Below are 24,846 nucleotides of genomic sequence, written 5' to 3'. Positions count from 1 at the left end.
CCCCCGAGCCTTACTTCATGTACTCGCTGAGCACCGAGATGCGCAGCAGTTCTCCTTCGACCTTCGCCTCGTCCTTGGCGTGCTGCGCCTTGCTGAAGTCGAGGTGGTTGGAGATGCGCGCGCAGGCGTCCAACAGGGTCTTCAGGTGTGTCTGCCAGCGGTCGTGGACCTTCAGCACGGCCGAGCCGCTCTCGAAGTTGACGTTGGTCAGCGCCGTGGCCGCGTCGAACGTGGCGGGACGGGCGATGTCGCCCTCCTTGGTCAGCCGACCCAGCAGGTCGTAGGCGTCGTTGCCGATGGCGCCCAGGTCGTCCCGGTTGACCACCAGGTCGTATTCTCCGTCGGCCGCGCTGCTGTTGATCTGTGTCGTCGTGCGACGAGCAGCCGCCGCGCGCAGCTCCGCCCAATCCTGCTCGAAAGTCATACACAGCCCCCGAAGTCCATCGCCCGGCCAACCGATCACTACACGATACGCAGACGGTCGGCTGCCTGATCACCGCTGCTCTGCCCGCCGTTCGGCCGTGGTCGCCAGCAGCCGCACCCGTGGAGCCGCTCAGTCATCGGCTGGACGAGGCAAGTTCACTCGGACGAGACTCGCCCGCACGTCGCCTTTGCCTCGTACCGTCGCGACCGCAGTGGCCGCCCATTGGTCGTGAGCCATGAGACCACGGAAGACCGCCGGTGGGCAGGTGATCGCTCCGGGGTGGCCGAATACCGTTTCGGTCTGCGAACGGAAGAACGACTGGTAGGGCTCGGATCACGGCCTCACGTTGCCGATCGCGCGGACCACCGTGCGCGGGCGGAAAGACGGCCGGCCGCGGCCCCCGTCACAGGACGGAGTCCGCGGCCGGCCGGATGCCAGGCGGAGGTCAGCCGCTGACCGTGATGTTCGAGCTGCCACTGCTCTGGTAGCCCTCGGTGGCCATGATCATGTAGTACCTGAACTGGCCCAGGTTCATGCCCGCGCGCGCCCAGGCGTCGAAGTGGTTCCCGGTGGTGATGGTGCCGGAGCCGATCACCTTCGACTGCCGGACGCTCCAGTACTGGTCGAAGGTGCGGGTGCCCTCCACGGAGGGGGCGTTGTACCGCGTCGTCTTGTAGATGTCGTACGTGCCGCCGTCGCTGTGGACGGTGCCCCGGTACTCACCGGTGGGCCGGTAGCTGCCCCAGTTGTCGACGATGTAGTACTCGACCAGCGGGTTCGACGTCCAGCCGTAGAGGCAGCCGTAGCCGTTGCCCGACGGGTTGAAGTAGCCGCTGTACCGGACCGTCCGGCGCCCGCCGTTGGCCCAGCCCTTGCCCGCGACGAAGTTGCCGCAGTTGGTCCACTGGGTGCTGTAACTCCCGCCGCCGTTCAGCGTCATGGAGACGCGGCCGCCCCCGTCCGTCCAGAACGAGTAGTACATGCCGTCGTAGCCGGTCTGGTTGGTGGTGATGGTGGTGGCGGCGTGGGCCGTGCCGGGCAGCAGCAGCCCGGACGCGGTCGCGAGCGCGACGGTGCCGGCGCCGCCGAGGAAGCCTCGTCGGCTCAAGCCGCTGAAGGGGGCGGGGTTCTGCGGGTTCTGGTCCTGCTGGTTCTGGTCGTGCCGCTTGCCGTCCTGCTGCATGCGTCCTCCCGATGAAGGCTGGTGGGGGGCGGGCGGCTTCTGCTGCCCGTGGCCTTGCATGGAACTCGACGGGGGTCAGCCGTCGTCGCGCCGCGATGCCGGGACCGGTCGCCGTCCGGGTCACGGCCCGAGGAGCGCGACGTCTCCCGTCTGTCGGTGGCCACAGTTGTCGCAGAGCGCCATGAGCCTGTCAACACTTTCGACGGTCTTTCGGAAATTCCGGCGGACCGAAGGGAGCCAGCATGCACGCATCTTCCCAGTTCAGGCTGCCCCTCACGACTATCGATGTGAGATCGGGAAGTAGATCGAAGGGAAGGTGACGCAATCGCGTGCATGAGCAGCGAAAGTTTCGACCTGATGCGCGGCACACCTGACACTCCATCGGGAGCTGGCTTCGACCAGCCTTCACGATGCCTGCCGCCGGCCCTCTCGCAGCGAGGACCGCGCCTCGGCCGCCCGCCGGCTTCCGCAGCGGCGCCGGTTCCTTCCGCGGTGCGTGCTCACCTCTCGGCGGGGAGCCGGCGAGCGAAACGGCGGACGGCGTCGGTGAACGCATCCGGGTCGTCGAAGTTGGCCAAGTGCCGGGCGCCCGGGATCACTTCGACGCGAGCCTGCGGGTGCGCACGGGCGAAGTCCGCCTCTCCGGCCCGGAAGGCGGTGTCCTTCTCGCCGTTCAGGATGAGGACCGGAGCCTTCACATGGCGCATCGCATCGGCGTCGAAGCGCCCGAGTACCTCGCCCCAGGCTGCCGGCAAGGTGTGGAAGGCGTAGCCCGACCGGATGGTCGCCTCCACCACGTTTCGTGGGTAGAGCCGCCGTAGCAACCAGTCGTTCCACCTGGTCAAACGATCAGCGGGCACACGGGACACCAGACCGGCGACCAGCCGGTAGGGCGCCGCCCAGAGGCCGCGGGTGGAGGCACTGGCACCCGCCAGGACCAGCCCGCGCAGGCGTTCCGGACGGCACCGGGCGAACTCCAGCGCGGCGTAGCCGCCGAGTGAGTGCCCGACGACGAGGGCCGGACCGCGGCCGAGCGAGTCCACCGCGGACGCGATGATGTCCGTCGCCGCGCTCAGGCTCCAGGGCTGGGCCGAGCGCTCCCCGTGGCCCGGCAGGTCGACCGCGACGACCGGGAATTCGTCCCGGAGTGCGGCGACTTGGCTGCTCCACTGTCCCGCGCTGAAGCGCGTCCCGTGCACGAAGACCATGGGCACTGCGTCCGCTGCCATCACCACTCCCCCGGTTGACGCCGCCCTCGAGCGGCGTCATCACGTGCGCCGTTCTGCATGGGCACATGCCCGTATTCTCACCGCATTCGGACGCAGCTGTCTGTCCCCTCTCCCGGCCGCCGAACGTGTCCACGAGGAACTGCTGCCGTTCCTCCACAGCCGCATACTCCGCGATGCGCACGGATCGGCCCGGGAAGTCGAATCGCGGGGCGATGCCCAGCGGAGCGTCCACCGTCCGTCACCGTCGCATGCCAGTCGCCCGTCGAGGGTGAGTCTCCTGGTGAACGCCGCCTCGTGATGCCTCGTCCCGTCCGGTTCCTCGGCGGCGCGTTAATCCTGGTCTCAGGTCGGTCGGAGACAATGCGCGGCACAGGCATGGACTGGAAGGGGGCGGGCCGGCGTGCGGATCATGATCGCGGATGACGAAGCGGCCATCCGTGAGTCGCTGGAGCGGGTGCTCCAGGTCGAGGGGTACGAGACCTGCACCGTCGCCAACGGTTTCGCCGTGCTCGACGGCGTCGGTGTGGCCGGCGGTGACACGCTGGATCTGCTGATCCTCGACGTGATGATGCCCCGCCTCGGCGGGTTGGAGACCTGCCGGCGGTTGCGGGCCGCGGGTCTGGATCTGCCGGTGCTGATGCTGACCGCCCGGGACCAGGTCTCCGACCGGGTCACGGGACTGGACGCGGGCGCCGACGACTACCTGCCCAAACCGTTCGCCACCGAGGAGTTGCTGGCCCGGGTGCGGGCCCTGCTGCGCCGGCGCACGCCGGCCGACGAGGAGTCGCAGATCCTGTCGTTCGCCGACGTCCGCCTCGATCCCGACCGGTTCGAGGCGTGGCGGGGCGGGCGGCCACTGCGCCTGACGCGGACGGAGTTCTCCCTCCTGCACGTCCTCATGCGCAACGCGACCCGGGTCCTGACCCGCGAGGCGCTGTTCGAGGCGATCTGGGGCTTCGACATGAGCGCCACCGCCAACAACCTCCAGGTGTACGTGAGTTACCTGCGTCGCAAGATGGAGGCCGAGGGCGAGCCGCGCTTGGTCCACACGTTGCGCGGTCTGGGGTACACGTTGCGGGAGAGCGCTCCGTGAGCAGGCCCGCCGGCCGGGAACCGCGCCGGCTGACCCGATGGTGGCGCCGACGGTCCCTGCGGACCAGGCTGACGGTGATCGCGGCGACGGCCATCGCGGTCAGCGTGTTCATGGCCTTCCAGGTGGCCAGCGAACTCCTGGACCGGGAGCTGCGGGACAGCGTCGAGGAGCAACTGCGCGCGGACTCCCGCGTCCTGGCGGCAACGGCGCGGCGGGCCGGTCCGGCGCAGGTCGAGTTGCCGCCGTATCCCGGGTCCGGCCGGCTGGTGCGGGTCATCCTGCCCGACGGCTCGACCCGCACGCCGGCCGGCCAACCCGCGCTGCCCCCGGTCAGCGAGGACGCCGGGCGCGTGGCGCGGGGCGCGTCGGCCGACCTGATGGAGTCGGACGACAGCGACGAGGGCTACCTCATCCACACCCGGCGGGCGGGCGACGGCGCGGTCCAGGTGGCCCGGGTCGCCGACGACAGCCCGATCAACCAGTTCGGGTTCGGCATGCTGCTGATCGGGCTGCTCTGCGTGGTCGGCGGCGCCGTGGTCGGGCGTACCGTGGCGCGGGCCGGGCTGGCACCGATCGACCGGCTGACCGCCGCCGCGGTACGGGTCGCGCGCACCCGGGATCTCGACGCCGACATCCCGGACGAGGGCGGTGGGGAGATCCGGCGGCTGATCGGGTCGATCAACGACATGCTCGCCGCGCTCCGGGACTCGCGGCTGGCCCAGCGGTTGCTCGCCGAGGACGCCGCCCACGAGCTCAAGACCCCGCTCACCAGCCTGCGCCTCAACGTCGAGCTGTTGATCCGGCTCGATCGGCGCGGCACCCTGGACAGCGCACAGCCGGCGGAGAGCCGGACCCGGCTGCTCAACGATCTCGGCGCTCAGGTGGCCGAGTTGAGCACCCTGGCCGCCGAACTGACCGACCTGGCGCGCGGAGACGTCAGCGACGAGAACACCGAGCTGCTCGACCTCGCCGACGTCGTGGGTGCCGCCGCGACCCGGGCGCGTTCCCGGGTGCCCGACATCGAGGTCGTACTCGACGTGACCTCCGTGTGGGCGAGCGGGCGTCCCGCCGCGCTCCAGCGGGCGGTGCTCAACCTCATCGACAACGCGGGCAAGTGGTCCCCCCGCGGACCAGCCGGTCCAGGTCCGGCTCCGCGCCGAGGGCGGGTCGGCGGTGCTGGAGGTCGACGACGCCGGGCCGGGCATCGACGCCGCCGACGTACCGCGGGTGTTCGACCGATTCTACCGTGCCGACAGCGCCCGGGCGTTGCCGGGCTCCGGTCTGGGGCTGTCCATCGTGCAGCGGGTCGTCGACGCCCACGGCGGCCGGGTCACCGTCGCCCGCTCCGCACGCGGTGGCGCGCTGCTCCGGGTCGACCTTCCGGCCGCGGCCCCGCCCGCCCCGGTCGCGCGGCTCACCGACGGGGAGGACCTCGTCATACGGTGACCGGCATAGGCGACCGGCGTACGGCGACGGGGATACGGCGACCGGTCTGCGGTGACCCGCCCCGGCGGTGCGGCGCAAGACCCCGGCGGCAGGACCGCCGGGCCCCTGGCGGCGACCGCTGGGCGCGACCGCTGGGCATCCCTGGCGGCGACCGCTGGGCACCCATGGCGGGCGACCGCCGGATCCATGGGGGCAACCGCTGGACCCACGAAAGGGATCCGGGACGGGCCTGTATCCCCGTCCCGGATCTGGTCCGTGCCGCCGCACTCACCGTTGCAGCGCGGCCTCCTCGTCGGCGAGCCGCTGCTGACCGTCCGGCGAGTCCGCCGCCGGGCGGGACAGTCGGCTCGGCCACCAGAACCGCCGGCCGATCAGCAGGGTGAGGGCGGGCACCAGGACCGACCGCACCAGCAGGGCGTCGAGCAGCACGCCGAAGGCGACCAGGAACCCGACCTCGACCAGCATCACCAGCGGAAGGGTGACGAGGACCGCGAACGTGGCCGCCAGCACCAGACCGGCCGAGGTGATGACGCCGCCGGTGGCCGAAAGGGCCCGGAGCATGCCCCCTCCGGTGCCGAGGCCCACGGTCTCCTCACGGGCCCGGCTGGCCAGGAAGATGTTGTAGTCGATGCCGAGCGCCACCAGGAACAGGAAGGCCAGCAGCGGCACCGAGTGGTCGATGCCCTCGAACCCGAGGATCGTGTCGAAGACGAACACGCTGCCGCCGAAGGCCGCGGCGAACGAGACGATCACGGTGGCCATCAGGACCACCGGGGCCACGATCGCCCGGAGCAGCAGCCCGAGGACGATCAGGACGACGACGAGCATCAGCGGGATCACCAGCTTCTCGTCGCGGCTGGTGGTCGCCTCGGTGTCGAGGTTCTCCGCACTCGGCCCGCCGACCATCGCCTCCGCCCCGCTGACCGCGTGCACGGCGGTGCGCACCCGCCGGATCGTGTCGTACTCCGCGACGGTGTCCGGCGCGTCCTTCGGGAACACGGAGATGTGGGCCCAGCCACCGCTGGTCTGCTCCGGGACGGCCGTGGCCACACCGGGGGTGTCCTTGACGGCGTCGAGCACCTGCTCCTGGTGCGCCGGCCGCGCGACGACCGTCATCGGCTGGCCGCCGAGCTCCGGGAAGTGCCGGCCGAGGACGGTGAATCCGGTGACCGACTCCGGCGCGGACAGGAACTGGTCCTGCTCCCGCAGGTCACCGGTGTTGCCCACCAGCCCGAGGGCGAGCACGCCGAGGACTCCCAGCGAACCGAGCGCCGCCACCCACCGGCGACGGCTGATGGCGCTGCCGAGCCGCCCCCACAGCCCCGGCTTCTCCTCCACGGTCGTGCTAAACCGCGGGATGGCCGGCCAGAAGATCCGCCTGCCGAGCACCACGAGCACCGCCGGGAACAGCGTCAGCATGGCCACCAGCGCGCACAGGATGCCGGCCGCGCCGATCGGGCCCAGGCCGCTGGTGCTGTTCAGGTCGGCGACGAGCAGGCAGAGCAGGCCGGCGACCACGGTGGCCGCGGAGGCGACGATGGCCGGCGCCGCGCCGCGCAGCGCGTGCACCATCGCGACCCGGACGTTCTCGTGGTGGTGCAGTGCCTCCCGGTACCGAGCGATGAGCAACAGCGCGTAGTCCGTGCCGACGCCGAACACCAGGATCGTCAGCAACGCCGAGTTCTGGTCGTTGACCACGATGCCGAAGCCCTTGACGAGCAGGTAGACGGTCCCCATCGAGGTCAGTGCGGCCGCGCCGACGGCCACCAGCGGAATGATCCACAGCACCGGGCTGCGGTAGGTGAGGATCAGCAGGAGCGTCACGACGGCGATGGTGGTGATGAGCACCTGCTCGTCGATGCCGTCGAAGACGGCGTCCATGTCGCCGTCGATCGCGCCCGGGCCGGTCACGTGGAGTTCCAGGCCGGAGGGGCGGTCTTTCGCGGCGTCACGCAACGGGCCGACGATCTCCTCCGGTGGGCCGTGGTCCGTGCCCACCTCGAGGGTGAACATCATCGCCTCGCGGTCGGCGGAGAGGCGCGTCGGTGAGCCGTCGTCGTCCTCGTCGTCCGCCGCCGTCGCGGTCGCCTTCGGCGGGTACTGCTGGGCAAGGGCGTCGTAGTGGCGCTCGACCGTCGCGCGGTCGGCGTCGGTCAGGCCGCCGGCGCGGTGGTACACGAAGACGAACATGTTGTCGTCACCGTCGGGGAGACTGTCCTCCAGCACCGCGACCTTGGTGGACTCGGCACTGGCCGGCAGGGTGTCCACGGCGCTGTCGGTGGTGACCGAGCTCAACTTCCCGCTCAGCGGCACCATGCCCGCCGCCAGCACCAGCCACAGGCCGATCACCAACCAGGGCACGCACCGGCCTGCCAACCGGCCGGCCGGCGCTCTTCCGGACGGCGCTGCGTCGACTGCCATCACTGGCCTCCTCCATACGGATTGCATCGCTTGTCTGACGGCTCCTTCCTAATGAGCGAGCCTTAGACGAGCGTTAGAGCTGTGCAGCGACCGACATCCGTGGGAGGCGGTGATGTTGACCGTCGACGGGGAGCGGGTGTGCCCCGGTGGATCGACCGCGCCGTACGCGCCGTACGCGCCGGTCAGAGGCACACGGGCAGGCGTCGGGGTACCGGCGAGCCCGCACGTCGCGTCCCCCAAGGCCCCTCGCCATCGCGCGCAGCGCTCGAGTCACGGCCGCACACCACGGTGGCGTTCAGGCGGGACCCACGAGGAGGACGTCCGTGCAGCGACCGTACGGGCGAGACGGATGGACGAGACGGCCGGACAAAACGGCCCTTCGGGAACGTCTGGGCCGGACGGCATGTTCGTCGGTGCGCTCAGGGGGCGGGCGGGGTGCCGGTACCACCGTCCACGAGGAGTCCGGTGCCCCTCTCGCGGTCGGTGAGGCAGACGATGCCCCGTCCGTCGACCGTGCCGGCGTCACCGGTGCGCAGCCAGCCGTCCGCGTCGGTCACGGGCTCAAGGCCCCCGTCGGCCCGCAGGCGGCCGGGGACGACCACCGGGCCACGCACGCACAGCATCCCGTCGTCGGCGGCCCTGACCTCGATGCCCGGGCCGGGGCGTCCGAGTCCGCCGGGGGTGAAGGCGTCCGGGCTGCCGGTCGTCACCGCCCCGGTGGCCTCGCTCGGCCCCCACACCTCGTACACGGGAAGTCCCACGCTCGCCAGGAACTCCATGACGTCCAGGGGCAGCCGTGCCGTGTCGCTGAGGGCCAGCCGGCAGGCGTCGAGCCCGACGGCGGCCCGCACCGGTCTCAGGGTGCGCTCGTCGACCTCACGCAGCGCCGCGGCGAGGTCCACCGGGACGTGGCGGCCCTCGCCGCGCAGGCGGAAGTCGTCCAGGGCGAGCCCGCGCGCCCGTTCGACCTCCGCGGCCCGTTCCCCGGTCAGTGTGCCGAGTGCCGCCCGCAGGCCTGCGGCGAGTTCCTCCCACACCTCGGGGGTGCCGGAGAACCGGTGCGGGCGGACCTGGAGCAGCGCGGTCAGCAGCTGCGCCGGGTCGGGGCAGAGCGTGACGTGTCCGGCGTAGCGGATCGGTGCGTAGGTTCCGAGCAGCCGCCCGGTGATGTGGTGCATCGGGAGGTACGCCACCGTCCTCAAGGGCTCGGCAGCGGTGTCGGTGTTGTCGGTGTCCGTGTTGCCGGTGTTGTCGGTGTCGGTGTCGGTGTCGGTGTCGGGAGGATCCTGCATCAGGGACGCGTGGACGACGTTGCGGTGGGAGTGCACGAGGCCCTGGGGGGCGCCGGCGGCGTCCAGGGGGTACACCACGGCCAGCGGGCGGTCGGGAGCGGTCTCGTCGGTGAGCGTTTCGAAGGTGCCTGCGTCGGGCGCCACCGCTCCGCGCACGGCCGCGTAGCTGACGAACCGCGGGTCCTGCCCGGGAGCAGCCGCCCAGTCGAGGACCACGACCGCGCGCAGGGCGGGCAGGTCGTCCAGGACCGGCCGCCAGTGGCGCAGTTGCTCCTCCCCCTCGACGACGAGGACGCCGGCCGCGCTGTGCCGGGCGACGGAGCGGAGTTGTCCGGTCCCGAGCGTGCCGGACACACTGCAGGGCAGGGCGCCGAGGTGGACCGCGGCCAGGTCGACGATCCGGTGCTCCGCCCGCTCGGACATGGCGATCAGGAGGCGCTCGTCCCGTTCGACCCCGAGCGCCGCGAGACCGCGGGTCAGGGCGGCGACCTCGGCGCGCAGCTGGAACCAGGTCAAGGTCCCGGCGTCGGGCCCGATGCCGGTGGTGAGTGCGGGGCGGTCGGCGAACTGCCGGGCGTTGCGCCGCAGCAGTCCGGGGATCGTCGCCCTGTCGGCCTCGACGTCGACGTGCTCGTGCAGGCGTTCCGCTGTGGCCACGGTGGGCTCCCTCGGTCGCGAACGGTGAGACGGTCTCGTCGAACGGGCTCACGGGTGGACCCCGCAGCCGTCCGGGTGCCGACGGGGCGCGCGCAGACGGCTCGATCGCGTGCGACGACCCCCGGTTCCAGCGGGCTTCGGTGATTCCGCTGCACCTCTGGTGTTCAAGGTCCTGCTGTGCTCCTCTATGAGATACAGAGATTCAAACACTGTTTCTCCATACCAACAAGCGGGCGCCACACCGGATTTCAAGGAGACGTTCGGGCTCATGGACCCACGCGACTGGCGGGACGCACCGGTCACGGACGGCGCGGACCGCGTTCCGGCCGGCGTTCGGGGCGCCGAGCGCCGCCTCACCGGCCCGGCCACGGCCCTGCCCTGCCCCGCTGTCGGCCGCACTCCGGCCGCACTCGCCGACCGGTCCGATGACCGGCCCGACGACCGGCGGTCCGGGGACCGGCGGTCCGGGGACCCCGGACGACCGGCGCCCCGACCGTCGCGCCGACGGGCCCACCGACAAGCCCCCTCGCCGTCGCACCGCACACACGAACACGCCCGACAGGTTCCCCGCCCGCCCCAGCGGCGCCACCAGCCGGACGGTCGGGCCGTCGGGTCACCGGCCGGCCCCCGGGCCGGACCACCGGCCGGCACAACCAGCCGTCAACCAGTAGCACTCGTGGAGGAGTTCACACCATGGCAGAGCTCGACAGGCGCAGATTACTGTTCGCTGGCGGCGCGCTCGGCGCGTTCGGAGCCCTGAGCATCGCCTCACCCGCCCGGGCACGGTCCCTGTGGACCTGGTCACCGGCCGGCTCGGTGGCCGGCAGCGGGGCAGGCGTCGACCCGGAGTGGGTCTGGGACGACGAGATCGACGCCATCATCGCCGACGTGATCCAGCGCGGCCAGGTGCCCCGGGTCAACGACCTGCTGCGCGACTGGGTCCGCAACGACCAGCCGCTGCCCTCCGGTCTGCCGGGCGACCTGCGGGACTGGATGGAGAAGGCCCGCAAGCTCCCCTCCTGGGCGGACCCGAAGAAGCTCCAGGACGCGGTCGACTTCACCAGGAAGAAGGGGCTCTACACCGGCGCCCTGTACGGACTGGGAAGTGGCCTGCTGAGCACCGCCATCCCCCGCGAGGCACGCGCCGTGTACTACTCCAAGGGCGGCGCGGACATGAAGGACCGGGTCGCCAAGACGGCGAAACTCGGGTACGACGTCGGCGACGTGTTCGCGTACAAGCCGCAGGGCTCGATGATCGCGACATCGGTGCGGACCCGCCTGGTGCACGCGGCCGTGCGGCACCTGCTGCCGCAGTCCCCGGGCTGGACGCGCACCAGCGGCGGTCAGACCATCCCGATCAGCCAGGCCGACATGATGGTGACCTGGCACAGCCTGCCCACGTATGTCATGAACACGCTGAGGCAGTGGAAGGTTCCGATCAGTCCGGCGGAGTCGGAGGGCTTCCTGCACGTGTGGCAGGTGACCGCGCACATGCTCGGGATCCTGGACGAGTACATCCCCGCGACCTGGGACGAAGCCAACGCCCAGTCCAAGCAGGTCCTCGACCCGATCATCGACCACACCCCCGAGGGCGCCGCCCTGACCGACGCGCTGCTGGGCATCATCGCCGAGGTCGACGCGGGCCTCACCGAGCCGCTGATCAACGCGTTCTCCCGGTACATCGTCGGCGACCGGGTCGGCGACCTCATCGGGCTGGACCGGGAACCCGTCCTGAAGCCCGTCATCAGCGCCGCCTGGCCCCTGGTGGTGGCGTTCCGCGAGAGCCTGATCCCGTTGCCCCTGGTCCCGTCCATCGCCTGGACGCTGGAGGAGGCCCTCCGCCGGTTCGTCCTGCTCTTCATGTCCGAGGGGCGGCCCATCCACCTGGAGATCCCGGACGCCAACCGCCCGTTCTGAACGGCACGCCCGGTCCGGAACCGGCCTACGGACCCGCGAACCCCGACGGCCCGAACCGGCGGTTCTCCACTCCGTGACCGAACCGCCCGTTCGGAACCGCCGACTCGCAACGGCTGGTTCGCGACGGCCCTTTCGCAGCCGCCGGTTCCGGGCCGACCGCCAGTGCGCGACCGCTGGTCCCTGGCCGGCCACTGGTGCGCGGCGAAGGCTCCCCCGCCGCGCACCGCCCCCGGTACCGCACCCGGGACCGCACCCGGCTCGCCTCCCCGCGCGCCCGGGGCCCCTGTGCGGCTCCGCCCCACCCGGGCGGGCCCACCGGGGCGCGCACGCACCGGAACAGGCACGCTCCCCCGACCCGCCGAGAAGAGACATGACGAGACGCCACACCACGAGACGCCACACGGCTGCACGGCACACGTGCGCACCGCACATGACGCGAGCGCACAGCACCGGGCGTCACCCGTCGCGACAGCACATGGCCGCACGCCACCTGACGGGAGCCCCCATGGCCGGGCAACACAGGGCCCGGCACCCCATGGCCGGACACCCCGTGGCGGAACAACACCCGACCGGTCGGCCCGGTCGGCCCGGTCGGCTCGGTCGGCCCCTCGCGGCCATGAGAGACGCACCGAACCGCCGAGCACCCACACGTGGCCCGCACCGGCCCAGCCGACCGCACCCGCCCAGCCGACCAGACCGACCGGGTCAACCAGGCCGCCACGGCACCCCCGTCCCGACCGCTGGAGCGAACCGATGACCGGCCCCGGCCCCGGCCCCGAGACACCGGCGCACCCGTCCCGCCCCGACCCCGAGACATCAGCGCACCCGCCCCGCCCCGGCCCCGACGCCCCGTCGCCCCCCGGCGACACCGGCCGCCGCCCCACCCCCCGGGCCCACCCCCCGGCGCCACCGGAGGCCGACACATGCGGCCCCGCCCGGCGCCGCTTCCTCGGGTACGTGCTGGCGGCTCCGACCCTCGTGACCGCCGCCGAACTCGCCCCCGCTCCGCGAGCCCGGGCCGACGGTCTTCCCTCACCGGACGTCACGCGACTCGTCGACCTCAACGACGTGATGACCGCGGCGGCCCTGCCGACCTCCGGCCTGATCACGGTCGAGGTGCTCCGGGACGGCACCGTCTCGTTCGCCCTGCCCCGGGCCGAGGTCGGTCAGGGCATCACGACCTCGACGGCCATGCTGATCGCCGAGGAACTGGACGTGCCGCTGGAGCGGGTGCGGGTCACGCTGGCCGACGCACGGCCGGAGCTGCTGTTCAACCAGCTCACCGGTGGGTCGAACACCACCGTGTCGACATACACGCCGGTCCGCGTGGCCGCCGCGGTCGCCCGGCACCGGCTGTTGCGGGCCGCCGCGGCCGAGTTCGGGGTACCGGCCGGCGAGCTGACCCTGCGGGCCGGAACCGTCGTCGGCCCGGCCGGCCGCACGCTCGGCATCGGCGCGCTCTCCGGGAAGGCCGCGGGGCCACGGACCCAGGAGGTGTCCGTGGACCTCAAGCCCCGCGAGCGGTTCGCCGTGATCGGCCGCTCCCACAACCGCGTCGACGCGCGGGACGCGGTCACCGGGCGCAAGCCGTTCACCATGGACCTGGACGTTCCCGACGCCGAGCCGACCATGGTGTGCCGCCCGCCGACCATCAACGGCACGGTCGGTTCGGTCACCAATCTCGACGAGGTCCGCGCCATGCCGGGCGTCACCGACGTGGTGGTGATCTCCACCGGGGTGGCGGTCCGCGCCCGGACCTTCGGCCGGTGCATCGACGCCGTGCGCGCCCTGCGGGTCTCGTGGCGCGCCGGAACCGCGGAGGGCGCGTCCGACGCGTCCGTGCTCAGGCAGCTGCGCGCCGCCGAACTCCCAATCGGGCTGCCGACACCCGCGCCGAGCGTCGAGGGCGAGTTCACGTTCCACTTCCGGAGCAACAGCGCGCTGGAGCCCAACTGCGCGATCGCCGACGTGCGGGCCGACCGCGCCGAGATCTGGTCGTCCCTGAAATCGCCGATCGTCGCCCAGCAGACCATCGCCGCCAGGCTCCGGCTGCCGGTCGGCGCGGTCACCGTCCATGTCACCGAGGGCGGCGGCTCGTTCGGCCGCAAGCTGTTCTTCGACGCCACCCTGGAAGCCGCCGAGGTCTCCCAGAAGACCGGCAAACCCGTCAAGCTGATGTGGCACCGCGCGGACGACTCACGCCAGGGCCGCGTCCATCCGATGGCCACCTCCCGCGTGCGCGTCACCTACGCCGGCGGCACCGTCCTGGGCTACCGGCAGCGGCACACCACCGTGGCCACCGACCTCGGCCACGGACTGGGCGAGCTCTTCACCGCGATGGCCGCGCGGCTGCCGGTCGGCGACGTCGGCTTCTCCCAGACGTTCTTCCATCTCTCCCAGTCGATGCCCTACCGGTTCGGCGCCGACAGCCGCCTGCTGAACGAGACCGGAAGGGGCTTCAACACGGGCAGCATGCGCAACGTCCACTCCCCCGACGTGACCTGCGCCCGTGAGCTGATCGTCGACCGGCTCGCCGCCGGAATGGGCAGGGACGCCTTCGCCTTCCGGCGCGACTTCCTGCGCGACGCCCGCGCCCGGGCGGTGCTGGAGAAGGCCGCCGAGGCCGGGGACTGGGGGCGGTCCATGCCGGACGGCACCGCGCAGGGCATCGCGGTGCACACCGAGTACCACTCCGCGCACGCGGTGCTGGTGGAGATCGACTGCCGGCCCGAGACGGTGGGGCGGCGCGTCCGCGACGGGGTGGCCGGCCCCCGTGTCACCCGAGCCGTCGTCGCCGCCGACCTCGGCCTCGCCGTCAATCCCCGGGGCGTGGAGGCGCAGATGACGGGCTGTCTCATGGACGGCATCGCGCTGGCCCTGACGTCCGGCCTGCACCTGCGCGACGGGCACTTCCTGGAGGCGAGCTGGGACAACTACTTCTACACCCGGCAGTGGAACACCCCGCCCGAGGTGCGGGTGATCGTCATGCCGCCCACCACCGGCGAGCCCGGCGGTGCCGGGGAGCTGGGTGTGGCCGCGTCGATGGCCGCGGTCGCCTGCGCGTACGGCCGCGCCACGGGGACCATGCCCACCACCTTCCCGATCAACCACGGCACGCTCTCCTTCGAGCCGAAACCGACCGTCCCACCCGTTCCGCCGTCGCCCACCGACGGCCTGGACCACGTCCGCTGACCCTCCCGGGAGAGCCCGTGCCGAAGCACACCTTCCGCCTCAACGGTGAACAGGTCACCGTCGAGGCCGACGACGACGAACGGCTGCTGTGGGTGCTGCGCGACATCCTCGGCGTCACCGGACCCAAGTACGGCTGCGGCATCAACGTCTGCAAGGCGTGCACCAGCCACCTCAACGGCCGGGCCGTGAACCCGTGCGCGGTCCCCGTGGGGGACCTGGAACCCACCGACGAGGTCACCACCATCGACGGGCTCGCCAACACGGTGGGCGCCGACCTGCACCCGATGCAGCGGGCCTGGATCGACCAGGACGTCTCCCAGTGCGGCTACTGCCAGCCGGGACAGATCATGACCGCGGTCGCCCTGGTGCGCCGGGTCGCCGCGGAGGGACGCACCCTCACCGAGGCCGACCTGGACGGCATCCGCAACATCTGCCGCTGCGGCACCTATCCCCGCATCCGCGCGGCGATCCGGGCCGGCGCCGAGAACATGTGACCCACACGCCAAGGGAGGACACCGTGTCCGCTCGTCGTTCATCGCTCGTGCTCATCACCGTCGCCGTGGTCCTGGTGGCCGTCGCGGCGGTCGTACGCTTCGTCGTCGCCCCGAACGCGACGAGACTGCCCGAGGACACCGACCAGACGGTGCACTACGCGGGTGAGACCGCCATGCTGGACAGCGAGGCCCTGCGGTCCGGGGACACCGCCGACGCGCTCGGACCCGGCATCCCGGTCACCGCCGACCGGCGCGTCCGGGTCACCTCCGTGCACGGCGACACGGCCGTGCTCGAGGACGTGATGACGGTCCGGATCGGCGAACAGTCCCTGCCCAGTGCGAAGACGTACGCCGTCGACAGGGAAAGCCGGGAGGGCACGGCACCACCGGCGTCGACGTCGACGTCCGCGGAACCCTCCCGGGGCGCGCTCAACTCCGCCTTCCCACCGGATGCCGCACGGGACGACTCCTACACCTACTACGACGCGACGACCCGTTCGATCGTGCCGGTCCGCTACACGGGGTCCGCCGAACGCGAGGGCCGCACCGTGAACGTGTACGAGATCGGGATCGACGCGCCGGTCAAGGACCCCGCGGTGCTGGAGCCGCTGCCGGAAGCGCTGCCGAAGAAGCTCGTCGCGGGCCTGGTGCCCGCCCTCGACGCCACGGCCCGGGACCGTCTCACCCCCGAGGCGCTGGCCGCGCTGCCGGACCCCGTGCCGCTCACCTACCAGGGCGTCTCCACCCTCGTCGCCCACATCGACCGGCAGACCGGCATCGCCATCGACCAGAAGGTGAACCGGGAGATCGTGGCCACCGCCACCGTGGCCGGTGAGCCGACCCCCCTGGTGCCGGTGTCCACCCTCACCCTCGACGTCACCCCGGAGAGCTCGAAGGACCTCGGGGACACGGCTGCCTCGGCGGGCCTGCTCCTCACCGTCCTGACCGACGCCACGCCGCTCGCCCTGTCGGTCGTCGCCGCCGTGCTGCTGGCGGTCGCCCTCCTGCGGATGCGCGGTAAGAGGCCGGACACCCCCGCGCGGGACGGGACGGTCACCGGCGCCTCGTCGGCACAGCCGTCGTGACACCGGGACGGCAGCGGCTGACGGGCCGGCCTGCCGGGCGGGTCCCACGGTGAGGGACGGCGGAACCGGGGGCTCGTGGCAGCGGCCCTCGGGAAACCGGTCCGTCGCGACCGTGGTGTTCCCGGGAAGCCGTGGTGCTCCCGGGAAGCCGTGGTGTTCCGGGGAAGTCCATGGTGTTCCGGGGAAGGGTGGACGGCGACACCGGCCGCCGCCCGGGCGGGAGCCCGGCCTCCGGACTCACGGCCACGGGTTCGCCACCGGCCCGGCCCGCCCCGCCCCGCCCCCGGGAAGGCAGGCACGCCCGAGCCCCAGGGCGTCACGGCCGAGCCCTCGGAGCGTCAGTCCGGAGCCCTCATGTCGTCGCGTCCGCGGTCCGGTCGTCCGGGGGGCCGGGCAGGGGCAGCAGGATGCGGAACGTGCAGCCCTGGCCGGGCGCGGTGTCGAGGGTGATGCGGCCGTCGTGGGCGGTGACGAGGGCCTGGGCGATGGCGAGGCCGAGTCCGGAGCCGCCGGTGGCGCGGGTGCGCGAGTGGTCGGCGCGGTAGAAGCGGTCGAAGACGTGGTCGCGTTCGGTGGCGGTGAGGCCGGGGCCCCGGTCGGCGACTTCCAGGACCGCGTGGGGTCCGACGATGCCGACGCCGATACGGAGGGGGGTTCCGGCAGGGGTGTGGGTGACGGCGTTGCCGATGAGGTTGGTGACGACCTGGCGCAGCCGGGCCTCGTCGCCGTACGTGGGGGCGGTGGTGGGCTTCCCGCCGCCGGGCCCGGTCAGGGTCACCGGGCGCGTGGCGTCCAGCGCGCGCACGTCGCGGAGGGCGTCGGCGGCCAGGGTGCGCAGGTCCATGGGGGCGAGATCGAGGGCGAAGGCGGGTTCCCGGGCCGTGGGGGTGCCGCCGGCGCCCGCGCGTGCGGTGTCTTCGTCGAGGCGTGCGAGGAGGAACATCTCCTCGACGAGCCGGGTGAGGCGTTCGGACTCCTCCGCGATCCTCGTCATCGTCCGGTCGACGTCCTCGCGGGTGGGCATGGCACCGATGCGGTACAGGTCGGTGTAGCCCTTGATGCCGACGAGCGGGGTGCGCAGTTCGTGGCTGGCGTCGGCGAAGAAGCGACGGGTTCTCGCCTCGGCCTCCGTGCGGGCCCGGAAGGCGGCGTCGATCCGGTCGAGCATCTGGTTGAGGCAGGTGGTCAGGCGTCCCACCTCGGTGTGCGGGGAGGCCGGTTCGGGGACGCGGTGGGAGTGGTCGCCGGATGTGATCGCGGTCGCGGTCTCCTCGATCCGGGTCAGTGGGCGCAGCCCGGAGCGGACGGCGAACCAGCCGGCGGCGCCCAGGACCGCGAGCAGGGCGACGCCCGCCGTCAGGAAGAGGTTCCGGGTCGTGGTGATGGTGCGGTCGACCTCCTCCAGCGAGGTGGCCACGACGACACTCCCGCGGGTCTCGGAGCGGTCCGCCGGGAAGACCTGGGCCGGCTGGGTCAGGGCGATGACCCGCCAGGTGTCCTCGCCCTCGCGCGCGGGCACGCTGAACGGCCGGCCCTCGCGGGCGTGGACGGCCGCGCGGTCGAGGCGGGGCAGGTCGGGGCCGCCGCCCGGTGGCGCGGTGCCGGAGTCGAACGCTCTGCGAACGGCACCGGTGTCGTCCACGTACCGCACGGCGGTGTCGCCGAGCACGTTGACGGCCCGCACGCTCGGCGGGGTGTCGGGGCCGGCGGGAACAGCCAGCCGGGCGGCGACCTGGCTGATCAGGGCGAGCCGCTCGTCGACCCGGCCCTGGAGGTAGCCGTGCAGGGTCGTGGTGACGAGCAGTCCCATGCCGAAGAGGCCGACGGCGACCAGGGCGACGGTCAGACACAGCAGGCGGGTGCGCAGCGACAACCGGCCCGGCCATGCCCTGGGTGACCGGTGGGGGCCCTTCACGGCCGGGGCTCGCGGATGACGTAGCCGACGCCGCGGACGGTGTGGATGAGTTTGGGCCCGTCGGTGTCAACCTTGCGGCGCAGGTAGCTGATGTAGGTGTCGACGATGCTGGGGTCGCCGCCGAAGTCGTACTCCCACACGTTGTCCAGGATCTGGTTCTTCGTCATGGTCCGTCCGGCGTTGGCGACCAGGAAGTGCAGCAGGCGGTACTCGGTCGGCGACAGCCGCACGGTCCGGCCCGCCCGGGTGACGTGGTGGCTGTCGGGTTCGAGGTGCAGATCGCCGACGGTGAGGCGGGCCGGCTGCTCGCCGCGGGTGCGGCGCAGCACGGCGTGGATGCGGGCGATCAGTTCCTCGAGGTCGAAGGGCTTGGTGACGTAGTCGTCGCCGCCGAGGGTCAGGCCGTGCAGCCGGTCCTGGCGGTCTTCGCGGGCGGTGACGAAGAGGACCGGCACGTCACCGCCCCGGCCGGGCAGCGGTGAACGGGGCTGGGCGCGCAGGCGGCGGATCACCTCGAAGCCGTCCATGTCCGGGAGCATGACGTCGAGGAGGACGAGGTCGGGAGTGTGCCGTGCGGCCCGGTCGAGGGCTTCTTGGCCGGTGGCGGCGGCGTCGACGTGGAAACCGGCGTAGCGCAGGGCGGTGCGCAGCAGTTCCCGGACGGTGGGCTCGTCGTCGACGACGAGCAGGCGGTCCGAGCGGTCCGCGGTGTGCGAGGGGGGCGTGGGTGCCGCCATGGTCGTTGTCGCCGCCTTCCGGATGCCACGGTGCCCTGTCACAGGCAGTGCTCGAATCACAGGCAGTGCCCGAACCTCTTCTCAGGAGATCACACGGCCCGCTGCGGACCGAGCCCGACGTGAGGACGCGGTGCCGGGGCGCGGTGCCGGGCTTCCCGCCGGGTGTCCGCGACGGCGGGCCCGCCGGCCGTGCAGGCGGCTTCCGGCGTACGCGGCGGGGGCGGCCACGACGAACGCGGTGAGCACGGACAGCCCGGGGCTCGTGTCGAGGCCGGCGCTGAGGCCGCCCACCTCACCGCCCATGAGGCTGACCCCGATCCGCAGCGAGCCGCGCGCCAGGAAGGGGAGCACGAACGTCGCGACGGCGACCGCGACCCCCATGCGCAGGGCGGTGTCCGTGTGGCGGTCCAGGAGGGCGTCGGCGTCCTCCCGCGGCGCGCGGGCCGGGGTACGGGCGGCGGCGACGTACCCGGCGAGCAGCAGCACGAGCAGAGCGAGCAGCAGTCCGGTCACCCACAGCGGTATGCCGACGCCCGCCCAGTGCGCGAGGTCCACGGACCGGTCCGCGCCTGACGTGTCGTCCTGCCGGCCCCCGCCGAGCATGCCGAGCATCCCTCCGCCCTCGGGCTGCACCCGCTGTACCCCCGCCTCCCAGGAGGTGCCCGTCCCGGCGGTGACCAGCACGACGAGGAGATGGGGGCCGGCGAGCAGCAGGACGCCCGCGGCCTGCGCCGCCTGGTCCCGGCCGGTCGGTGCCGCGGCCCCGGCGAGGACGGCGACGGCGAGGGCTGCGGAGCACAGCACGGCCGCGGTCCCCGCGAGGGTCGACAGGACGGCGTTCCACTTCGACCGCGGCCTGCCCAGGGCGAGGGGGCGGGGCAGCGTGGTCCGGCGGGCGGCGAGGCAGCCGACGGCGAGTACGGCGGCCACGCCCACGAGGCCGAGGAAGGCGGTGGCGACGGCATCGGTCCGGAAGCTCACCGAGGACAACGCCGAGGTGAGGCCGCCGCCACCCCCGCCGCCGAAGCCGCCGAACCCGCCGGAGCCCCCGGCCCGGCCCGACCCGGCACGTTCGCCGATCCGGTCCTGCACGCTCTCCGGCAACCGGGCCGTGCCCCGTGCCAGGACCGCGCACACCGGGAGGGCCACCGCCGCGGTCACCAGTGCGCCACCGCACCGCGCCCACAGCATCGCCGGGGTGGGCCGCGCCCTGCGGCGCAGCGGCCGGAAGAACGCGGTCGCCAGGACGGCCGTACCCAGGAAGGACAGCGTCAGGGGCGTCAGCGCCACCTCACCGGCGAGCGAGAGGTTCAGGCCGCCGCCCCCGCCGAGCAGCCCGCCGAGCCCTCCTGCGTCGGCGGAATCGGCGGAGGGTTCCGCGGACGACTCTAGGGTGACGCCGCCGCCGGCGGCCAGGCTCACCAGCGTCGGCACCAGGCGGGAGACCGGTGCGACGGTGCCGGCGCCGAGGAGGGTCAGTGCCACCCAGGCGGTGGCGGCCATGGTGACGAGAGCGGCCACGACGGCGAGGGCGCCTTCGAGGGCGTGGCGCCACACGGGTGGGGAAGGGCGGTGCATCGGTTCGGACATGGGGCGGACTCCTCTGAGCCGGGGGACGGGTGTTCAGGTGCCGGCGACGTGGCCCGCGGCCGCGCCGACGGGGTCGGCGCCGCTCGCCTCGGCCCTGACGCCGCGTTCCAGCCGCTCTCCCTCCACGTCGAGATCGGGCACGAGCCGGTCCAGCCACCCGGGCAGGGTCCAGGCGCGCCGGCCGAGCAGGGCGAGGACGGCCGGGACGAGCGTCATGCGGACGACGAAGGCGTCGAGGAGGACGGCGGCGGCGAGCCCGAAGCCGATGGTCTGGAGGATCTGCTCCTCGGATCCGAGGAACGCGGCGAACACCGAGATCATGATCACGGCGGCGGCGGTCACCACCCGCCCGCTGTCCCCGAACCCGCTGATCACGGCGTCCTCGGGCGACTTCCCGTGGACGTACGCCTCGCGCATCCGGGTCACCAGGAACACCTCGTAGTCCATGGCGAGGCCGAAGACGACACCGACCATGAAGATGGGCATGATCGACACGATCGGCCCGGGCTCCGAGACCCCGAGGACGGAGGCCAGCCACCCCCACTGGAAGACCGCGACCACCGCGCCGAGGCCGGCCAGCACCGACAGCAGAAAGCCGAGCGCCGCCTTGAGCGGGACGAGCAGCGAACGGAAGACGGCGATCAGCAGCACGAACGCCAGACCGACCACGAGCGTCAGGTACGGGATCAGCGCGTCGGACAGCTTCTGCGAGACGTCCACGTTCATCGCGGTGGTGCCGGTGACGAGCACCTGGGCGTCGCTGTCCTCGGCGAGCGCCGGTTCGCGCAGGGCGTGCACCAGGTCGGCGGTCTCCGTGCTGCTCGGGGAGGCGGCCGGTACGACACTCAGTACGGCGGTGTCGCCGGACGCGCTCAGGCGGGGCTGCCCGACGGCGGCGACGTCCCCGCTTCCGTCGATCCGCCGGGCGACGCGCCGCGCGGCCTGCTCGGCGCCGCTGTCGCCGTCGTCCTGGACGACCACGGTGAGCGGGCCGTTGAAGCCCGGGCCGAAGCCCTCGGCGATCATGTCGTAGGCCCGGCGCTGAGTGGCCGAGACGGGCTTGCTGTCGTCGCCGGGCAGTCCCATCTCCAACGAGGCGGCGGGAAGGGCGACCACGCCGAGGAGCGCGGCGCCGGCGAGGAGGACGGCGACCGGACGGCGGACGACGAACCGAGCCCAGCGCACGCCCATCGCCTGCCGCGGTGGGCTCTGGCGCCGCGGCCGGGCCGGGTCCGTCCGGCGGCCGCAGAGTCCGAGCAGGGCGGGGATCAGGGTGACGGCGATCAGCACCGCGATGACGACCGTGCCGGCCGCCGCGAGGCCCATCTGCGTCAGCATCGGGATGCCCACCACGGCCAGGCCCGCGAGGGCGATGACCACGGTGAGCCCGGCGAACACGACCGCCGATCCTGCGGTGCCCACCGCGTGCGCGGCGGCGTCCTCACGGCGTGGGCAGCGGGCGAGTTCGGCGCGGTAGCGGGAGACCACGAACAGGGCGTAGTCGATGCCGACCGCCAGCCCGATCATCACGGCGAGGCTGGTCGTGGTGGAGCCGAGGCCCAGTGGCTCGGCCAGCACCCGGATGGCCAGCGCACCGATGCCGACGCCGAGCACGGCGGTCAGCAGCGGAAGTCCGGCCGCGAGCAGCGAGCCGAAGGTGAGGACGAGCACCACGGCGGCCACCGCGAGGCCCACGGCCTCCGAGGAGTGACCGGCGGCCCTGGCGTCGACGGCGTTTCCGCCCACCTCGACGGCCAGCTCCGGCGAGGCGGCCTGCTCGACGGTCTCGCGCAGTGCGGTGCGGGACTCCTCCGCCAGCTCGGAGGAGGGCACCGCGTAGGAGACCTGGGCGTAACCGGTGGTGCCGTCCTTGCTCACGGACCGGGTGGTGAACGGGTCGGTGACCCGTGCGACCTGAGGATTCTGACCGAGGGCGCGGACCGTCTCCCCGATCGCCGTGCGCGTTCCGGGGTCGGTGACCTTGCCGTCCTCGGCACGGAACACCACCCGGGCGCTCGCTCCGTCGGCGTCGAGCTCTGGGAAGTTCTTCTCCAGCAGGTCGTACGCCTGCTGCGCCTCGGTGCCGGGCATGGAGAAGTCGTTGGGCGGCGCGGCGGGGGCGCGGCCGGCCAGCACCCCCGTTCCCGCGAGCAGTACCACCCACAGCAGTGCGACCAGCCGGCGCCTCCGGAAGGAGAACCGGCCCAGGCGGGAGAGGAATGTCGCCACGGAAAGGGCTCCAAGTCAGGTCGAGGCTCACAGAACATCTGGGCCCCGACGCTGTCAGCCCTCTCTGACCGGACCCGGAGAGATCCTGGGAGGTTCCTGGGAGTTCCGGCCGCCGTCGGCGGGACCAGACGGACATCCGGCAGGAGCAGACGGACATATCGCGTGCCGCCACGCCCCGATTCACAGAAAGCTCCCGGACCCACGGCCGGCGCAGGCCCCCCACGTGCGTCCCGGTGCGCGGGAACACCTGGACGAGCGGGGCGGCCGGCAGGGCGGGCGGGACGGCCAGGCAGCCGAAGGGGACGACGGCGAGGTCGCGACCGGGGTGAGACGAGGAGCAGCCTGCCCGCGGCGGCCGGCCGCGGCACCCCTGCCGTTCGTTCCCCATCCGCGCCCACTCGCGGCGGCGATACGGTCCGCCGTGTGAGCGAGTACCAGTACTACGAGTTCCAGGCCCTCGACCGGCCGCTCAGCCGCGAGGAACAGGAACAACTGCGGACCATCTCCACCCGGGCCCGGATCACCGCGACCAGCTTCACCAACACCTACCACTGGGGTGACCTGAGGGGGAATCCGCGCCGTATGGTGGAGCGCTGCTTCGACGCGCACCTGTACGTGACCGACTGGGGCACCCACCGTCTGATGCTCCGTCTGCCCAGGCAGACCCTGGCTCTGCCCACGGTGAAGCCGTACTGCCTCGGCCACCACGTCGACGCCTGGACCACCCGCACCCACCTCCTGCTCGACCTCACCAGCGACGACGAGGACGGCGACTGGATCGAGGGCGCTGACGACTCCCTGGCGGCCCTCATCGGCGTCCGCGACGAACTCGCCACCGGCGACCTGCGCCCCCTCTACCTCGCCTGGCTCTCCGCACTCGCCGCCTGGGAACTCGAGGACGACGCCGAAGAGGAGTACCAGACCTGCCCGGAGCCGCCGGTCCCGGCCGGGCTCGGCGAACTGACCGCCCCGCAGCGCGCGCTGGCGGACTTCCTACGCGTGGACGACGACCTGCTGACCGTTGCGGCCCAGGCCAGTTCCGCCGCGCCCAAGAAACCGGCCACGTCCACGAAGAAGGAACTCGCCCCACTGATCGCCGCACTGCCCCAGGAGGAGAAGGACGCTCTGCTGCTGCGGTTCGCCCTCGGCCCGGAACCCGGGCTGAGCGCCGAACTTCTGCACCGCCTGCACAGCGCCGGCACACCCGCCACGGTCCCCGGGCACCGCTCCACCGCCCAACTCCTGGACGCCGCCCACACACGACGCGCCGATCGCCGGCAGCGCGCCGAACACGAACGGACCACCGCCCGCGTCCAGCACCTGACCGCCCTCGCGAGCGAGGCCGAATCAGCCTGGCAGAAGATCGAGGCGCACATCGCCACCAAGAAGACCAGCGCCTACGACCAGGCCGTCACCCTCCTCGCGGAACTGCGCGACGCCTACTCCCACACCGGGCACGACTCGGACTTCCACCAGCGGCTGACCCGCCTGCGCGAGAACAATCACCGCCGCCCCGGCCTCATCCACCGCCTCGACCGCCACGGCCTCCGATAGGGCCCCCTCCTCCCTGACACCGATCGGGCCGAACCGCCCCTCCCCACCTCAGGAAGACAGCGCGAGCACCGGAACGCGCACGGCCCCATGAAGCGCCGGTCGAGGGCACGGTCACCGCGTCCTGACTCCTCGCTGTCTCTTTCCGAGACAGTTGCCGCGTGGTTCGCAGCAGATCGTTCAGGCGCGTCTCCCCCTCGCCCCAGCCCCCCACTCTGCAACCCACAACGACCTGACACCCCATCAGGGCGAGCGTCGAACGAGCGTCCTGACCGACAGCCCATCCCGCTCCCTGCGGAACAGACTGCGGCAACCAGATCACCTCGGGGCTCGCACACGGCCGTCGCCCCACGCCCTGGCCCGTGGCGGTCCCAGCGGCCCGCCGCGAGCG

Annotated in this window: 15 protein-coding genes and 1 pseudogene; 7 read left to right on the top strand and 9 right to left on the bottom strand. The window is 72.7% G+C overall.

The window, feature by feature from the left end:
- Positions 1–10: 10 nt before the first annotated feature.
- The 3 genes from AB0F01_RS18605 to AB0F01_RS18595 form a co-directional block, all read right to left on the bottom strand.
- Positions 11–424, bottom strand: a complete 414-nt coding sequence (locus AB0F01_RS18605; RefSeq protein WP_362096495.1) for a hypothetical protein — start codon at positions 422–424, stop codon at positions 11–13.
- Positions 425–869: 445 nt separating this feature from the next.
- Complete coding sequence (locus AB0F01_RS18600) at positions 870–1,607, bottom strand: glycoside hydrolase family 11 protein (RefSeq protein WP_362096492.1); 738 nt, start codon at positions 1,605–1,607, stop codon at positions 870–872.
- Positions 1,608–2,107: 500 nt separating this feature from the next.
- Positions 2,108–2,836: an alpha/beta fold hydrolase gene (locus tag AB0F01_RS18595; protein WP_362096489.1), complete on the bottom strand. Its 729-nt coding sequence runs from the start codon at positions 2,834–2,836 to the stop codon at positions 2,108–2,110.
- A gap of 400 nt (positions 2,837–3,236) precedes the next feature.
- Between AB0F01_RS18595 and AB0F01_RS18590 the strand changes: the two genes are divergently transcribed.
- On the top strand, positions 3,237–3,929 hold the full coding sequence (locus tag AB0F01_RS18590; RefSeq protein ID WP_362096486.1) for a response regulator transcription factor: 693 nt from the start codon (positions 3,237–3,239) through the stop codon (positions 3,927–3,929).
- A pseudogene (locus tag AB0F01_RS18585) lies at positions 3,926–5,375 on the top strand (HAMP domain-containing sensor histidine kinase). Before AB0F01_RS18590 ends, AB0F01_RS18585 begins: the two are co-directional and overlap by 4 nt.
- A 267-nt stretch (positions 5,376–5,642) precedes the next feature.
- On the opposite strand, the gene AB0F01_RS18580 reads toward AB0F01_RS18585, so the two are convergent.
- Entirely contained in the window at positions 5,643–7,796 is a 2,154-nt protein-coding gene (locus tag AB0F01_RS18580) for an MMPL family transporter (RefSeq protein ID WP_362096483.1), read from the bottom strand.
- 419 nt (positions 7,797–8,215) lie between these two features.
- On the bottom strand, positions 8,216–9,745 hold the full coding sequence (locus tag AB0F01_RS18575; protein WP_362096480.1) for an AMP-binding protein: 1,530 nt from the start codon (positions 9,743–9,745) through the stop codon (positions 8,216–8,218).
- A 693-nt stretch (positions 9,746–10,438) separates the two neighbouring features.
- On the opposite strand from AB0F01_RS18575, the gene AB0F01_RS18570 reads away from it, so the two are divergent.
- From AB0F01_RS18570 to AB0F01_RS18555, 4 genes are all read left to right on the top strand, one after another.
- A complete protein-coding gene (locus AB0F01_RS18570; protein WP_362096478.1) occupies positions 10,439–11,662 on the top strand; it encodes an oxygenase MpaB family protein in 1,224 nt (407 codons plus the stop codon).
- Positions 11,663–12,619: 957 nt separating this feature from the next.
- The gene (locus tag AB0F01_RS18565; protein ID WP_362096475.1) at positions 12,620–14,854 is read left to right on the top strand and encodes a molybdopterin cofactor-binding domain-containing protein; all 2,235 of its coding nucleotides are present in this window, start codon (positions 12,620–12,622) and stop codon (positions 14,852–14,854) included.
- 17 nt (positions 14,855–14,871) lie between these two features.
- Entirely contained in the window at positions 14,872–15,348 is a 477-nt protein-coding gene (locus AB0F01_RS18560) for a (2Fe-2S)-binding protein (RefSeq protein ID WP_362096473.1), read from the top strand.
- A 23-nt stretch (positions 15,349–15,371) separates the two neighbouring features.
- Positions 15,372–16,433 carry a porin PorA family protein gene (locus AB0F01_RS18555; RefSeq protein WP_362096470.1) on the top strand — a complete coding sequence of 354 codons (1,062 nt, stop codon included), beginning with the start codon at positions 15,372–15,374 and terminating at the stop codon, positions 16,431–16,433.
- 352 nt (positions 16,434–16,785) lie between these two features.
- Here AB0F01_RS18555 and AB0F01_RS18550 read toward each other — a convergent pair whose 3' ends face one another.
- From AB0F01_RS18550 to AB0F01_RS18535, 4 genes are all read right to left on the bottom strand, one after another.
- Positions 16,786–18,306 carry a HAMP domain-containing sensor histidine kinase gene (locus AB0F01_RS18550; RefSeq protein WP_362096467.1) on the bottom strand — a complete coding sequence of 507 codons (1,521 nt, stop codon included), beginning with the start codon at positions 18,304–18,306 and terminating at the stop codon, positions 16,786–16,788.
- 38 nt (positions 18,307–18,344) lie between these two features.
- Positions 18,345–19,085 carry a response regulator transcription factor gene (locus AB0F01_RS18545; protein ID WP_362096465.1) on the bottom strand — a complete coding sequence of 247 codons (741 nt, stop codon included), beginning with the start codon at positions 19,083–19,085 and terminating at the stop codon, positions 18,345–18,347.
- Positions 19,086–19,166: 81 nt separating this feature from the next.
- Positions 19,167–20,675 carry a streptophobe family protein gene (locus AB0F01_RS18540; RefSeq protein ID WP_362096463.1) on the bottom strand — a complete coding sequence of 503 codons (1,509 nt, stop codon included), beginning with the start codon at positions 20,673–20,675 and terminating at the stop codon, positions 19,167–19,169.
- Positions 20,676–20,708: 33 nt separating this feature from the next.
- Positions 20,709–22,904 carry an MMPL family transporter gene (locus AB0F01_RS18535; RefSeq protein WP_362096460.1) on the bottom strand — a complete coding sequence of 732 codons (2,196 nt, stop codon included), beginning with the start codon at positions 22,902–22,904 and terminating at the stop codon, positions 20,709–20,711.
- Positions 22,905–23,327: 423 nt separating this feature from the next.
- Here AB0F01_RS18535 and AB0F01_RS18530 point away from each other — a divergent pair, with 423 nt between their 5' ends.
- Positions 23,328–24,458 carry a hypothetical protein gene (locus AB0F01_RS18530; RefSeq protein WP_362096457.1) on the top strand — a complete coding sequence of 377 codons (1,131 nt, stop codon included), beginning with the start codon at positions 23,328–23,330 and terminating at the stop codon, positions 24,456–24,458.
- Positions 24,459–24,846: the final 388 nt, after the last annotated feature.

Source organism: Streptomyces sp. NPDC029526 (genome assembly GCF_040637405.1).
Classification (GTDB): domain Bacteria; phylum Actinomycetota; class Actinomycetes; order Streptomycetales; family Streptomycetaceae; genus Streptomyces.
This window is presented reverse-complemented; position numbering and strand designations above follow the sequence as displayed.